The sequence below is a fragment of the Xanthomonas populi genome (assembly GCF_002940065.1).
Classification (GTDB): Bacteria; Pseudomonadota; Gammaproteobacteria; order Xanthomonadales; family Xanthomonadaceae; genus Xanthomonas; species Xanthomonas populi.
On sequence record NZ_MDEJ01000045.1, the window covers coordinates 13,757 to 28,804 of the forward strand.

Genomic DNA, 15,048 nt, shown 5'->3' on the forward strand with positions numbered 1-15,048 from the left:
CGCTTGTCCGCTTCGATTCTGAGCACGCTGTCCTCACCCACCTGATGCACGCGCGCTAGGTTTGCTAGCCGCTCCATTCCTCATCTGCAAAGGAAGACTGCATGAAACTCGTACGCGTTGGTGCCCCCGGCCAGGAACGTCCCGGCTTGATCGATGGCGAAGGCCGCATCCGCGATGTGAGCGGCGTGATCGACGATGTCGCCGGCGAGCACATCACCAATGCCGGGCTGGACAAACTACGCGCGCTGGATACCTTCACGCTGCCGCTGATCGAAGGCGATGTGCGGTATGGCGCCGCAGTGGGGCAGATCGGCAAGTTCATCTGCGTCGGGTTGAACTACGCCGACCACGCTGCCGAATCGGGCATGGACGTGCCCAAGATGCCGATCCTGTTCATGAAGGCCACCACTGCGGTGAGCGGCCCCAACGACACCGTGATCATCCCGCGCGGCTCGGTCAAGAGCGATTGGGAGGTGGAACTGGGCGTGGTGATCGGCGATGTGGCGCGCGATGTCTCGGTGGACGAAGCGCTGAACCACGTCGCAGGCTACGCGGTGATCAACGATCTGTCCGAGCGCGAATTCCAGCTCGAACACGGCGGCCAATGGGTCAAGGGCAAGAGCGCCGACACCTTCGGCCCGATCGGCCCGTGGCTGGTCACCCGCGATGATATCGCCGACCCGCAGAACCTATCGATGTGGCTGGAGGTCAACGGCCATCGCTATCAAAACGGCAGCACCCGCACGATGGTGTTCGGCGTGGCCGAACTGGTCAGCCACATCAGCCGCTACATGACGCTGATGCCGGGCGATGTGATCAGCACCGGCACCCCGCCGGGCGTGGGCCTGGGCCAGAAGCCGCCGGTGTATCTGAAGCCGGGCGACGTGATGGAGCTGGAGATCGAAGGCCTGGGTCGTCAACGCCAGACGGTGGTGGCGCATCCGCGCGACGCTGGCTGAGCCCTTCCCTCTCCCTTGCCGGGACCCTGGTTCCCATGGGAGCGAGATTGCAGTCAAGGCAAGTGGCGAAACCTCCGCGCGACGCAACCCAAGCCCCTCTCCCGCCGGGGCACCAAGGCACGGCTTTCGCGCCACTGGCGCGCGTGCCTTGGTGCGCCCGCGCTGCTGGCGCGGGCCGGGGAGCGGAGCGGGGGTTGGGGTGAGGGTCCGTAGCGACGTATTGACGCAATTCGTCGCGATGTGCCTTGTTGTTAGGCGTGACATGTTGGCGCTTGTGCTGATGCGTCATGCGTCATGCGTTTATGAGATGTAGCGACGCGTTGGATCTCTAAGCCTAGTGGCGCGTCGATATCGATGGGCAGTTGGTCGTGCAATTGATGCGTTGGTCTGTGTTGCCAACAGAGTCGTCACTGCAACGCCTCAACACCCTCGGCGCTTCGCGTTCGTACCCTCACCCCAACCCCTGTCCCGCAGGGAGAGGGGCTTTAAAGCAGTTCCCAACCTCGTTTCCATCGCCCAGGACTTCAATGCGCACCATCATCGCCCTCGAGACCCACGACGTCCGCTTCCCCACCTCGCGCGAGCTCGATGGGTCGGATGCGATGAATCCGGATCCGGACTACTCGGCCGCCTATGTCGTGCTGCGCACCGATGCACCGGATGATCTGGCCGGCTACGGCCTGGTGTTCACCATCGGCCGCGGCAACGATGTACAGACCGCCGCAGTGGCCGCACTGGCCGACCATGTGGTGGGTCTGCGCGTGGAAGACGTCATCGCCGATCTGGGCGCGTTCGCCCGCCGGCTTACCAACGACTCGCAGCTGCGCTGGCTGGGCCCGGAAAAGGGCGTGATGCATATGGCGATCGGCGCGGTGATCAACGCCGCCTGGGATCTGGCCGCACGTGCCGCGAAAAAGCCGCTGTGGCGCTTTATTGCCGAACTCACGCCCGAGCAACTGGTCGACACCATCGACTTGCGCTACCTCACCGACGCGCTCACCCGCGACGAAGCGTTGACCCTCCTGCGCGAGGCACAACCGCAGCGCGCGCAGCGCATCGCCACGCTGATCGACCAGGGCTACCCCGCCTACACCACCTCGCCCGGCTGGCTCGGCTACTCCGACGAAAAACTGGTGCGCCTCGCAAAAGAGGCAGTGGCCGACGGCTTCCGCACCATCAAGCTCAAGGTGGGCGCCAACGTGCAGGACGACATCCGCCGCTGCCGCCTGGCGCGTGAGGCGATCGGCCCGGACATCGCGATGGCGGTAGACGCCAATCAGCGTTGGGATGTGGGCCCGGCGATCGACTGGATGCGCCAGCTGGCCGAGTTCGACATCGCCTGGATCGAAGAACCCACCAGCCCGGACGACGTCCTCGGCCACGCCGCCATCCGCCAGGGCATCACCCCGGTGCCGGTCTCCACCGGCGAACACACCCAGAACCGCGTGGTGTTCAAGCAGCTGCTGCAAGCAGGTGCGGTGGACCTGATCCAGATCGACGCCGCCCGCGTCGGCGGCGTCAACGAAAACCTCGCCATTCTGCTGCTGGCCGCCAAATTCAACATCCGCGTCTTCCCGCATGCCGGCGGCGTCGGCCTGTGCGAACTGGTGCAACACCTGGCCATGGCCGACTTCGTGGCCATCACCGGCAAGATGGAAGACCGCGCCATCGAATACGTCGACCACCTGCATCAACACTTCCTCGACCCTGTCCGCATCCAGCACGGCCGCTATCTGGCGCCGGAAGCCGCAGGTTTCTCCGCCGAAATGCACCCCGCTTCCATCGCAGAATTCCGCTACCCCGACGGCCGCTTCTGGGTGGAAGACCTGGCAGCGGCGAAGGGGTAATCCAGCGCCCTACACAGCGCAGATCGCATTCCCTGTAGGAGCGGCTTCAGCCGCGACGGGCTTTCTCGATTGCCTGATCGCGACTGAGGCCGTTCTTTAGAGTGGGCGAATTCAACTCTGATTCGCAACGCTGTTAAGAATCTCCTCGGAGAAGACGTCGAGGGGCGTTTTGAATCCAAGTATTTTGCGCGGACGATTGTAGAGCCGCTGCTCGATCCATCGCAGGTGCGCATCGATGATGCTGTTGAAATCGGTCTGTCGTGGCAAGGACTGGCGGGTCAATCCGTTGGCATTTTCGTTGCTGCCGCGCTGCCATGTGCAGTACGGATCTGCAAAATAGACATCGCTCTGCAAGCAGGCGGCAATGAGCCGATTATCGGCGAACTCCTTAGCCGTTGTCGGCGGTGAGGGTGTGCACTGTATGGCCTAGGCCACCGAGCCGCTGGACGGCATCACGCAGCGCAACTGCGCGGAACCACGCATGCGCAACAGGCAGTGGCAGGGCATTCTCCGTCGCTGGCTGCTGTCACGCCTTCGCTGCGCAGCAGGCACAACGCACGATGCGCCTGCGAAAAAAACACCCTGTTTCAATGCTCGGCGCCAGCGCGGCAGCGGCAGCGGCAGCGGCAGCGGCAGCGGCAGCGGCAGCGGCAAAAATACTCAAGACCAACGCCCTACTGCGGAGTCAACACATCCGCAGAAACAGACTGGGCAAAAAACCCTAACCCCGCCCCACACCAACCGCCTCACTCAACGCAAAAATCCGCCCGGCCTCACGCCACTTCTCCCCAGGCGCACTGCCAGGCAGGGCTTTCTGAAACCGCCACATCAGCTCTTCCCAGGCTTGAATCCGCGGATCGGCCGCATCCCGCGCCGCCTTGGCCGCCGAATCGTAATCGGCGCCAACTTCCATCAGCATCACCAACCGATCGCCGCTGCGAAAGATCTGCAACTCCAGGATTCCCGCCCGCCGCAACGACGCCACTACTTCCGGCCACACCTGCGTCGGTTGATGCCAACGCTCGTACTCGGCAATCAATTGCGGATCGTCGTGCAGATCCAGCACGTAGCACAGATGCCGCACACTCATGCGCCTGCTCCTGCAACCACAGGCGCAGCGCGACGCGCGCGCAACGCGAACAGCAAAATCACCGCAAAGCACCCGCCCGGCACCACCATCGCCCAGTGGATGCCGGCCATGTCCGACACCGCTCCCATCACCGCCGTCAGCAGCGCACCACCGATGATCGACATCACCAGCAACGATGAACCCAACTTGCGCGCATCGTCGTGCATGCCATCCAGACCCAGCGCAAAGATGGTCGGGAACATCACCGACATGAACACGCTGGCCGCCACCAATGCGTGCAAGCCGGTCCAACCGGGCAGCGCAATCGCCACCGCACACAAGACCAGATTGATCGTGGCAAAACTCGCCAGCAACCTGGCCGGCGCCAGATAGCGCACCAGCGCGGTACCGATGAAGCGGCCGGCCATGAACAACACCAGCGAGATGGTCAGATACGTGGCGGCGGTTTTTTCCGGCGTGCCCGGCACAGCATCTTGCAAATAACGGATCAGATAACTCCAGATACCGACCTGCGCGCCCACATAGAAGAACTGCGCCACCACCGAAAAGACGAACAGCCGGTGACGCAGCAACTCGCCGAAGCGCGCGCGTTTGGGAGCCGAAGCGCCCACGACGACGCCCGCATCCCCGGTGGGAAAGCGCACCAGCGCGATCAGGATCGCCCACAGCATCACCACCACGCCGATCACCAGATACGGGGTCTGCACTGCGGACGATTCGGTGGCGAAGAACGCAGCGCGCGCGGCCGGCGCCATCGCTGCCAACTCGGCCGGGGTGTGCTCCACGCCGGAGAAAATGAAGTGCTGGCCGACCAACACGCCGGTGATCGAACCCAATGGGTTGAACGCCTGGGCCAGATTCAGGCGCCGCGCCGCACCCTCTGCCGGGCCGAGCACGGTCACCAGCGGGTTGGCGGTTGTTTCCAGAAACGCCAGGCCGCTGGCGATCACGAACAAGGCCAGCAGGAACAGCCAGTAGGTGTGCACCTGCGCGGCCGGGTAGAACAGGAACGCGCCACACGCGTACAGCAGCAGGCCCAGCACCACCGCCGCCTTGTAGCTATAGCGGCGCATGAACATCGCCGCCGGCATCGCGAACACGAAATAGCCCAGATAGAACGCGCTCTGGACCAGCCCGGCCTGCAGGTCGGACAACTCGAAGGCCTTCTTGAACTGCTTGATCAGGATGTCGTTGAGGTTGTTGGCCATGCCCCACAAAAAGAACAGGCTGACAATCAACAACAGCGGAACCATGGCGGTACGCGCCAGGTTGCCGCGCGCCTGCGCGGCACTGTCACTGTGATGCATGCGACCGATCCCCTCCCAAGGCTATGGCGCTTGCGTTGCTGTGCGGCGAGCGTACTGCGCACATCCGCGCCATGCAAATATAAAATCTTTGTTTATATTTGCACGCAAGCGCCACACCTCACCGCTGCCCGCGATGCCTGTACCCTGGCGCGCCGCAGCCTTGCCTGGAATCGCAAACGGATGAGCATCGAACCCGCCAAGTACCGCGCCCCCGCTCTGGACAAGGGACTGGACATCCTGGAGCTGCTCGCCCGCCAGGCGCAGCCGATGAGCATGGGCGCGATCTCGCAAGGCATCGGCCGCTCGCGCGGAGAGATCTTCCGCATGCTGCAGGTGCTGGAGGAGCGCGGCTATCTCACCCGCGAAGGCGAAGGCGACTATGTGCTGACCAACCGTCTGTTCATGCTCGGCATGCAGCAGCCGCAGGTGCAGAGCATCAGCGAAGCGGCGTTGCCGGTGATGCGGCGGCTGGCCGATGCGATCTGCCAGCCCTGCCACCTGGTGGCGCCGTCCGGCGACCAGATCGTGGTGATCGCGCAGATGGACGTGCCCAGCGACCTGGGCCTGGTGGTGCGCCCGGGCCATCGCCGCCCGTTGACGCATTCCAGTTCCGGGCTGGTGCTGTTCGCCTTCCAGCAGCCGGAGGTGCAGGCGCGCTGGCTGGACATGCTCGACGCCAGCAAGGTGCCGTTCGAGCGCGCGCAGTTTCTGGCCGCCGCCGCGCAAGCGCGCAACGATGGCTACGCCATGCAACCCAGCGAGGCGGTGGTGGGCGTGGTCGATCTGACCGCACCGATCCTGCAACGCGGCAGCGCCACCTATACGCTCACCGTGCCCTTCATCGCGCGGCGCCCGGAGCTGGTGGGTCCGCAAGCGGCGTTGCAGGCCCTGTGTGCGGCGACGGCGGACATCTCCGCGGCGTTGATGTAGTCGCCGCCGCCCGCGCCGGATGTTTGAGTAGGCGCTGTTGCTGTTTGTTGCTCGCTTCTGACAGCTGACTGCCGATGTCTAACCGCTGCCCGGCTGACCATGTGCGTGGAGCGCTGCATGATCTTTCCTGCAGTGCTGCAATGGCAGTCTACACATCGCACTCCACTCGAACGGCTTTGCAAGCAATCCCTGCGGCGGCGCAAGCCATGCAAATCGAGGCGCCAAAACGATCGCTGCATCGTTGCTGATCGCTGCATCCTTGCATCGGCGTCTTGAAAAACAGCACCAAGCAGGCGCTGGCGCATGCACGTGCGTGGAAACACAGAATTTCCGTCTCGCACTGCGTGCAGCAAATCTCGCGCCAGCAGCTTTCCCCCCGCGTTTTTCGCTGTTTGCTTCACCGGTATGGAGACCGCTCGTCGCTATCGCCAAGGCCATCAGGCGCCGCATCCGTCCAGTGCGTAGACCCGCCTTGCTGGCTGTGACGCTCTGAAACAAGTCAAAAACCGCGTCGATCGTGTGCTGCGATAGCCACGGCTATAAAGATCAGACCGACCTTCGCGTGCAGTGCAAACGCACCGATTGCGGATGTGCGTTGGTACACTGCGCGCCCCTTGGGGAGTAGCCTGCTTTCGTTTATCGAAAGCGCCTGCATCAACATACTCGGCCGTTGCGCCGTGGTGCAGGCAACCAATCTTGGTTTGGCGAGACCAGCGGCATGCGTGCACAACAACGGTTGGCGCGGGCGCATGTCGTTGCGATCGTGCCCAACCCGAGACTGTCGATGTCCCCTTTTTCCATTGTGTTGATCGGTTTTGCAATGTCGACCGATGCGTTTGCCGCAGCGATCGGCAAGGGCGCGGCGATGCGTAAGCCGCAGTGGCGCGATGCGCTACGCGCCGGTCTGATCTTCGGCAGCATCGAGGCGATCACGCCGGTGATCGGCTGGCTGCTGGGGCGCGCCGCGTACAGCTATGTGTCTGCCTACGACCACTGGATCGCCTTCGTGCTGCTGGGCGCGCTGGGCACGCACATGAATGTGGCCGGTCTGCGGCAGGAACCGGACGATGTGGACCAGGCGCCTTCCGATACGCCGAAACGGCATGGATTGCTCGCCTTGGCCACCACCGGTTTTGCCACCAGCATCGATGCGATGGCGGTCGGCGTAAGCCTGGCATTTCTCGACGTACACATCGGCGTGGTGGCCGTGGTGGTCGGGCTATGCACCTTCAGCATGGTCACCGCAGGCGTCATGCTGGGCCGCGTGCTCGGCAACCTGATCGGCAAGCGCGCCGAGATTCTCGGCGGTTTGATTTTGGTGATCGTGGGCGGCGTCATTCTCTACGAGCACTTGAACGGCGCGGCGTAAGCGTCACCCTTGCTGCCAACGGTTTTTCGTCGGAGCGTGCCTGCGCGCGATGAAGCGTTATCGGTAGCGCCCCATCGCGCGCAGGCACGCTCCGACGATGCAGTGGGCAGTGAGCAGCCGTCAGCGCTTTTTCGCATCGTGATGCGCGCTCAAGAACGCGCGTAGCGAGGCCGGCTTGACCGGTTTGGTCAGCAAGCGATAGCCACGCGCACGCGCGAGTTGTTTGAGTTCGTCGCGGCCATCGGCAGTGAGCAGTGCGCCGGCAATCGGTGCGGTTGCGGCAGCCTGCACCGCGTCCAGCGTGCCCAGGCCATCGAGCCGGTCGTGCAGGTAGTAATCCACCAGCATCAGGTCCGGTTGTTCGCGCGCGCGTTCCAGCGCTTGATCCACGGTGCTGGCAGTGATCACCTCCACCTGCCAGCGGCCGAGCAGTGCGCACATGCCGTCGAGAATCTCGCGGTCGTTGTCCACGCACAGCACGCGCAACCCGGCCAACGAATCGCCGCTGGGCAACGCGCGTGTGGCGAGCACCGGCAACACGGGCGCCTCCGGCACTGCGGCTACGCGTGGCAGCAGGATCGAGAACATGCTGCCGCGGCCAACCTGACTGCGCGCACTCAGATCGTGATCGAGCAGGCGCGAGATGCGTTGGCAGATCGACAGGCCTAATCCCAAGCCCTGCTCGCCCCAATCGAACGGCTGCTGATAACGACGGAACTCTTCGAAAATCTGCCGCATATGGTGCTCGGGAATGCCCGGTCCGGTGTCCCACACCTGCAATTCCACCTGGTCGCCGCGCCCGCGCATGCCTAGTACGATGCGGCCCTGACGCGTATAGCGCAGCGCATTGGCGAGAAAGTTCTGCATCACCCGGCGCAGCAGGCGGCGGTCGCTGCGCACCCACAACGCGCGGCGATGCACCTGCAACTGCAACCCGCGGCTGGAGGCCACCGGTGCGTACTGCGCGGCCAGTTCGTGCATCAGCGCGCTGGCATCGAAGTCCTCAACCGTGGGCCGCAACCCGCCGGCATCCAGACGCGAGACATCGAGCAAGCCATCGAGCAATTCTTCGGCCGCGCGCAACGAGGCATCCACACGTTCAGCCAGATGGCGTTGTTCTTCGTTGTTGTGATGGCTCTCGCGCAAAGCAGAAGCAAACAGGCGCGCGGCATTGAGCGGCTGCAGCACGTCGTGGCTGATCGCGGCCAGAAAGCGCGTCTTGGATTGCTGCGCCAGCTCGGCCTCGCGCGAGCGATCGGCCACGCGTTGCTCCAGGTTTTCGTTGGCGTCCAGCAACGCGCGCTCGGCGCGTTTGTAATCGGTGATGTCGTTGTAGCTGGTGACGTAACCGCCACCGGGCAACGCCTGCCCACGCATTTCGATCACCTTGCCATCGCTGCGGGTGCGTTCGAACACATGCGGCGAGCCGGCGCGCAGATGCCGGATACGGCGACCGATCTGGTCTTCGGTGTCGCCCTCGCCCAACTCGCCGCGCTCGGCGTTGTAGCGGATCAGATCGGCGACGGGGCGGCCGACGTACAACATGCCGTCCGGATACCCGAACAGCTGCTGGTAGCGGCGATTCCAAGCAGTCAGACGCATGTCCGGGTCGACCACGCTGACCGCCGCGCTGATGTTTTCCAGCGTGGTGGAGAGGATTTCGCGATTGAAGCGCAGCTCCTGGCCGGCTTCGTCGAGCACCGCCACCACTTCGCCCAGCTCCATGCCCGAACCGCGCAACAGGCTGGTCAGCACCAGGCGTGCGGAGGCGGCGCCGATCGAAGCGGCAAGCAAGCGCTCGGTGAACTGTACCCAGGCGCGGTCGGCCACCACGGTCGGCTGCAGTTCGCGTTCCAGCAGCAACGCCTGATCGACGAACGCGCGATGCGCATGCCGCTTCGCCCACCACGCGCTCGGCCAGCGCCTGCAGGTCGGCCACGCGCACATGGCCGGGCCAGTCGCCGGCCACTGCCGGGCGCTGCGCATACGGGTCCAGGAATGGCGCCGCGCGCAGGCGCTCGTCCACACCGGGGCGCCAGCGCGCCGACACCAGCATCAGCGCGCCGACGTTGATCAGCAGCGACCAGAACGTGCCGTGCGCCAGCGGGTCCCAGCCACGCATGCCGAACAGCTGCTGCGGCTGCAGCCAGGCGATGCCGAATGGGCCATCCACCAACCACTCCGGCTGCATCCAGCCCGCACGCGTGGCCGCCGGCAGCAGCAAGGTGTAGATCCAGGTCATGAAGCCGAGCACCATGCCGGTCTCCACGCCCTTACGGCTGGCGCCGCGCCAGTACAGCCCGCCGATCACGCCCGGCGCGAACTGCGCCACCGCCGCGAATGCCATCAAGCCGTACGTCGCCAAGGTGGTGTCGTTAGCCACGTTGCGGTGGTAGCCATAGGCAACCAGCGCCAGCAGCAGGATGGCGACGCGACGAATCCACAACACGCGTGAGGCCACCGCCGCACGCGCATCGGCGCTGCCACGGCGACGCAGCAACACCGGCATCACCAGGTCGTTGCTGACCATGGTGGCCAGCGCGATGCTGGCCACGATCACCATGCCGGTGGCCGCCGAAAACCCGCCCACGTAGGCCACCAACGCCAAGACGGTGTTGCCCTGGCTCAGTGGCAACGCCAGCACCATCGCATCGTCGGCCACCGCACTGCCTTTGCCGAACAAGGCAACGCCGGCCGATGCGATCGGCAACACCATCGCCGAGATGATCACCAGATAGGCGCCGAACCACCAGCGCGCGCGGCGGATGTCGCCCACATCGCTGCATTCCACCACCGCCACATGGAACTGGCGCGGCAGGCAGATCACCGCCAGAAAGCTCAGCAGCGTCTGCGAAATGAACCCCACCGACGGCGTGTGTTGGAACAAGGTTCGCGCCGAATCGGCGATGGGCACATGGTGGTCGCTCAGCCACAACCAGGCGAACAGACCCACCGCGACGATGGCGATCAACTTGATCACCGACTCCAAAGCGATCGCCAGCATCATGCCGTGATGGTGCTCGGTGGCATCGACCTGGCGGGTGCCGAACAAGGTCGCAAACAGCGCCATCAGCAATGCCACATACAAGGCCGGATCGGCAAAGATGCCGCGCCCGGCGCTGCTATGGCCGGTCAACACTTCCAGGCTCATCGCCACCGCTTTGTACTGCAGCGCCAGATACGGAACGATGCCGACCAGCGCGATCACCGCCACCAAGGCCGCCAGCCGCCGCGAGCGGCCATAGCGCGACGAAATGAAATCGGCGATGGAGACGGTGTTTTCGGCGCGTGCGATCCACGCCAGCCGCTCGATGATGCGCCAGCCGAACAACAGCAACAGCAGCGGGCCCAGATAGATCGGCAGATAGCCGATGCCGTTGCGCACCGCCGAGCCGACCGCGCCGTAGAACGTCCACGACGAGCAGTACACCGCCAGCGCCAGGCTGTAGACCGCCGGCCGCAACCACGGCCGCTCCGGATACAGCGGACGGCGGTCGCCCCACCACGCCACCCCGAACAGCAGCGCGGCATAGCCGACTGAGACCAGCAGCAGGATCCAGCTCGATACCAAGGCGCGTTCCCAGGTCAATGCAAGCTGGGAGTTTACGCAGTGGGGAATCGGGAGTGGGGATCGCAACAGCGCAACAGGTCAGCTTGGCGGGGCGCTAAGCCGTCTTGTGTGTCGTTCTTGGAGCGGCCAAAAAAACGCCTTCAGGCCCGTCTGCTGCAGAGCGGCTGATCTGCGGCTTGGCTGCAGGGCCCTTGCCCGCCCACCATCGCCGGACACGCTGCAAGTACATCCTTGTCAGCTCTTACGCGGCATCCATGCCGCGTAAGGTCCCGCAACGGTGGGCGGGTAAGAGCCAGTCAGAATGGTCGGTGTGCATGGTTTTCGATAAACAGCCAGCAAACTGTCTGGTGCGGTGTCTTCGCCGATTGCGGGACCGTTGGCGGCATGGATGCCGCCATCGAGCCCCCAGGGAGGGGTTGACGGCGTGTCCCGCGAGCGGTGAGGGCACCGCGTACGCGACCAACGCGGCTTTTGACTGCATCTATCGAGATGCGGCAAACGAAACCATTTGGCTCACCGCCAGGCAGGCGCTCGCTACGTTTTGTTACCGCTCCTAACCGGGCAGGCGCACCTGCACCTGATACGTGAGGCCGGCGACGATGCCGCGCACGCGTTGGTCCGGGCAGAGCTCGCCATCCACCAGCACCTTCACCGCTGTGCGACCCGGCTCGCGCGTCATGGTGACTTCAAAGTCCGCACTGCGGAACTGGCCCGTCACCTGCGCGTGCGGCCAGTGCAAAGGCAGCTGCAGGCGAATCGCCAGTGCGTCGCCCTCGCCGACCAACCCGAACAAACCTTCCAGCACGCAGCGATACACCCAGGCCACCGTGCCCGTGTTGAACAGCTGGCTCCAACGTCCGGCCGTGCGCGGAGACTGATGCCAGGCACCGCGGTAGTGATTGGGAAGCGACACCGGCAAGTGACCGCGCTGCAGCACGTCCTCGCAGGTAGGGCCGGGCAGCATCGCGCGCAAAATCTCCCAGGCGCGATCGGCCTCGCCGATCTGGTACGGGCTGTACAGATAGAACGGCACCGCGTGGTTGTAGAGCGCACCATTTTCCGCTGCGCCCTGCCACTTCTGCGTCAACCGACCCACGTCATCGCGCATCTGCGTATAGGCCGGGGCCAGCATTACCGGCACGTATGGCGTATGCAGCTGTTCGCGCACCGCGTCCAACAACGCCTCGCGCTGCGCTGTATCGGCTGTGCCGGCCAGGAGCGCAACGCGCTGCGGATTGAGATAGATGCGGCCTTCCACATCCTCGGCGATGCCGAAGCGCACACCGTCGTCGGTGATGCCGCGCGCATACCAGTTGCCGTCCCACAACGCACGGTTGGCGTCGGCATTGACCGTGTGCACGGCCTGCGCAAATGTCTCTGCCGGCGCAGTGCGGCGCTGCGCGACGCAAATGCCCGACCACAGCCGCAACGCATACGCAGTGGCTACGGTCAGCCAGCCGCAGACGCCCTTCCCGCGCCAACCGACCATGTGCATCGGGTCGCACCAATCGCCCTGTGCGATAAAACTCAAACCCCGTGCATCGCGCGCATCCAGCAACCATTGCATCGCCGCATCTAGACGCTCGGCCACGCTAAGCGCGTGTCCATCGTGCGAGTGCACCACCGCATCGAGCACCCTGGCATCGCCGGTGTCGGCCAGATACGCGCTCAGGAAGATCGGCAACCACACGCAGTGATCGGTATGCGGCACCTGGTTGATCTATTTCAGCTCAGCGCCTTCCACCTGCAAAATGCCGTCAGGCATGGCGACGCTGGGCTCCTGCTGCGACAAGGCCTGCAGCAACGCAGCGCGCGCGGTGGCTGGTTGCAGGTACGCCATGCCCATGTGACCCTGCAGAGAGTTGCGCGTGTGCGGATCGGTGGTCAGGCGATTGATGCCGCCGTGAGAGAACACCTGCCGCAGCAGCCAGTGATTGACCAGATTGTCCAAGGCGGATCGGGCGTTGCGATCTGCACGCAGCCCTGCCCGCCGTGCAGCTACCGCGCGTAGTCGCGCGCAGCGGCGACAAAGCCTGCCTCGGACAGATAACGCGCACGCAGCGCGGCGATTTCCGCATCGTCCTTCGCCGGCACGAATGCGACGCGATACGCGCTTACCGCATCGGCTTCCAGGTTAAGGCCAGTCGGCGTTGGGCGTTGTCTCGGAATCGGCAATGGACGTTGCAGACACGGTCAGCGGTGCTCCTGTTGGTCGCGCTTGCGCGCGGCCAGTGCGTGTTGGATGCGGCGCAACAAGCCATCATCGAGCGGATAGAAATGCAAGGTCCAGGCCGCCAGCAACGCGACCGCACCCGGGATCACCGTCAGCAGCAATACGATGCCGTTCAACGAGCCGGCAGACTGCGCGGTGTTGGCCACATAGCCCATGCCGGCCAGCACCCAGGCAATGCCAGCCGATGCCAAGACGCCGCCCAGCTTCTGCGAAAACGTGGCTGCCGCAAACGTCATTGCGGTGGCGCGACGGCCGGTGCGCCATTCGGTGTCATCCGCGCTGTCGGCATACATCGAAAACGCCAGCGGTGACGTCGGCCCCAAGGCCAGCCCGATCAACATGTTCAACGCAAAGATCGCCCACACCGCATCGGCGGGAATAAAAAATCAGGCAACTCATGACGCCAACGACCGCCATCAGGGTGGTCATCAGCCGGCGCTTGTCCCAATGCCGGGTCGGCAACGCATGATCCGCGTGCCCACCGCCAACGCCACCGAATACATGCCCAAAAATAGCCTGGTCAACTCCGGCCGCTGCACGTAGTCCTTGAGGTCATACGCGCCCGCACCACCACGCATCACGATGGTGATCATAGGGTGTCGATGTAGAAGATCAGCAAGAACGCGGAGAAGTTGGCCCAGTAAAGATTCAGGCCCAGATCGCCGGTGCCGTAGCCCAGCTTTTCACGCCAGCGCAGGCGCGCCGATGCAGGAGACGTTGCAGGCGATGACGTCATCGGCAGACCTTTAGAGTGCGTTGAACCCGGCCGAGCGCGCCGTTACGCTGGGCGGCCCGCTCACCTGGCAAGGAGCGCCGACGCTCCACCACGCATCGGCTGCCGCCAACGTGAAATCCGGCAACATCCCGAATCGATCCGGAGATATAAGCTGACGTGATGGACACCGCCGCAACTACCGCACCTGCGTCCGCTTCGCATCTGGCCATCGTGGTGATGGGTGTTTCAGGCAGCGGCAAGACCACCATTGCGCAGGCCCTGGCCGCGCATTACGGCTACCGCTTTCTGGATGCCGACGACTATCACAGCGTGGCCGCACGCGCGCAGATGGCCGCAGGCCAACCGCTCACCGATGCGATCCGGGTGCCGTGGGTGGAGTTGCTGGCTGCCACCTTGCGCGACTGTGTGCATGCCGGCGAATCGGTGGCGTTGGCGTTCTCGGGTTTGCGTGGGACGCATCGTCAATTGCTGCGCCGCAGCGGCATTCCGATGCGCTTTGTGTTCCTGCACGCGGCCCCGCACGTCATCGCTGCACGGCTGAGCGCACGCGCCGGCCACTTCATGCCGCCCAGCCTGCTGGATAGCCAATTGCAGACCTTGGAATTGCCGTTGGACGAAGCCGACGTGGTGTCGGTGGATGTGGACGCCACGGTGACGGAGGTGGTGCAGGATGCGATCGCGCAGCTGACGCTGATTGATGGCAATGCAGTGCTAAAAGCTGCGCACTCACCTCAGAGCGCATGACGCGCTGAGCTCACCGCCGAGCGCGCGCTCGGCGGCATTGTTCCTGCTCCCAGCGGGAGAAGATGGCGCGAAGCGCCGAACGCCCGAACAGTTGCTGGAGTCGGCACTCGTCACGATCAGACTGGGCAGCCGCAGGCGAGCGCTCGACCCCTCGCCCATAGCGGAGGTTTTTTATGTCTTAGGGCGCTGGGATCGCTGTCAGTCACCCGTGGCTGGATCTCCATGTGCATGGCCGCAAAGGCGAGCGGCGCTTTACCAACAC

General features: G+C 64.4%; 8 protein-coding genes, 4 pseudogenes and 1 riboswitch. Of the genes and pseudogenes, 5 read left to right on the top strand and 7 right to left on the bottom strand.

Going from position 1 to position 15,048, the window contains the following annotated elements:
- Positions 1-101 precede the first annotated feature (101 nt).
- Both XpopCFBP1817_RS09315 and XpopCFBP1817_RS09320 read left to right on the top strand, forming a co-directional pair.
- On the top strand, positions 102-959 hold the full coding sequence (locus tag XpopCFBP1817_RS09315; protein ID WP_128416911.1) for a fumarylacetoacetate hydrolase family protein: 858 nt from the start codon (positions 102-104) through the stop codon (positions 957-959).
- 527 nt (positions 960-1,486) lie between these two features.
- A complete protein-coding gene (locus XpopCFBP1817_RS09320; protein ID WP_128416912.1) occupies positions 1,487-2,806 on the top strand; it encodes an L-fuconate dehydratase in 1,320 nt (439 codons plus the stop codon).
- Between the two features lie 111 nt (positions 2,807-2,917).
- On the opposite strand, the pseudogene XpopCFBP1817_RS09325 reads toward XpopCFBP1817_RS09320, so the two are convergent.
- The 3 genes and pseudogenes from XpopCFBP1817_RS09325 to fucP form a co-directional block, all read right to left on the bottom strand.
- Positions 2,918-3,254, bottom strand: a pseudogene (locus XpopCFBP1817_RS09325) (IS30 family transposase); the annotation flags it as partial.
- Between the two features lie 273 nt (positions 3,255-3,527).
- Positions 3,528-3,896 (bottom strand): L-fucose mutarotase, encoded by a 369-nt coding sequence (locus XpopCFBP1817_RS09330; protein ID WP_128416913.1) that lies wholly within the window; start codon positions 3,894-3,896, stop codon positions 3,528-3,530.
- Complete coding sequence (gene fucP / locus XpopCFBP1817_RS09335) at positions 3,893-5,203, bottom strand: L-fucose:H+ symporter permease (RefSeq protein WP_128416914.1); 1,311 nt, start codon at positions 5,201-5,203, stop codon at positions 3,893-3,895. The genes XpopCFBP1817_RS09330 and fucP overlap by 4 nt, the downstream gene beginning before the upstream one ends.
- Before the next feature lie 180 nt (positions 5,204-5,383).
- Here fucP and XpopCFBP1817_RS09340 point away from each other — a divergent pair, with 180 nt between their 5' ends.
- Positions 5,384-6,133 (top strand): IclR family transcriptional regulator, encoded by a 750-nt coding sequence (locus XpopCFBP1817_RS09340; RefSeq protein WP_128416915.1) that lies wholly within the window; start codon positions 5,384-5,386, stop codon positions 6,131-6,133.
- A gap of 610 nt (positions 6,134-6,743) precedes the next feature.
- A riboswitch (yybP-ykoY riboswitch) is annotated at positions 6,744-6,836 on the top strand.
- A gap of 81 nt (positions 6,837-6,917) precedes the next feature.
- A complete protein-coding gene (locus tag XpopCFBP1817_RS09345; RefSeq protein WP_128416916.1) occupies positions 6,918-7,502 on the top strand; it encodes a manganese efflux pump MntP in 585 nt (194 codons plus the stop codon).
- A 120-nt stretch (positions 7,503-7,622) separates the two neighbouring features.
- Here XpopCFBP1817_RS09345 and XpopCFBP1817_RS09350 read toward each other — a convergent pair.
- The 4 genes and pseudogenes from XpopCFBP1817_RS09350 to XpopCFBP1817_RS23975 all read right to left on the bottom strand — a co-directional run bounded on the left by XpopCFBP1817_RS09350 (position 7,623) and on the right by XpopCFBP1817_RS23975 (position 14,042).
- Positions 7,623-11,073: pseudogene (locus XpopCFBP1817_RS09350) on the bottom strand (NahK/ErcS family hybrid sensor histidine kinase/response regulator).
- Between the two features lie 553 nt (positions 11,074-11,626).
- A pseudogene (locus tag XpopCFBP1817_RS09355) lies at positions 11,627-13,212 on the bottom strand (GH36-type glycosyl hydrolase domain-containing protein); the annotation flags it as partial.
- 54 nt (positions 13,213-13,266) lie between these two features.
- Positions 13,267-13,932: pseudogene (locus XpopCFBP1817_RS09360) on the bottom strand (MFS transporter); the annotation flags it as partial.
- Positions 13,896-14,042, bottom strand: coding sequence for a hypothetical protein (locus XpopCFBP1817_RS23975; protein WP_425479094.1), 147 nt, complete (start codon positions 14,040-14,042; stop codon positions 13,896-13,898). The pseudogene XpopCFBP1817_RS09360 and the gene XpopCFBP1817_RS23975, both read right to left, overlap by 37 nt.
- Before the next feature lie 159 nt (positions 14,043-14,201).
- Between XpopCFBP1817_RS23975 and XpopCFBP1817_RS09365 the strand changes: the two genes are divergently transcribed.
- Positions 14,202-14,786 (top strand): gluconokinase, encoded by a 585-nt coding sequence (locus XpopCFBP1817_RS09365; RefSeq protein WP_128416917.1) that lies wholly within the window; start codon positions 14,202-14,204, stop codon positions 14,784-14,786.
- Positions 14,787-15,048: the final 262 nt, after the last annotated feature.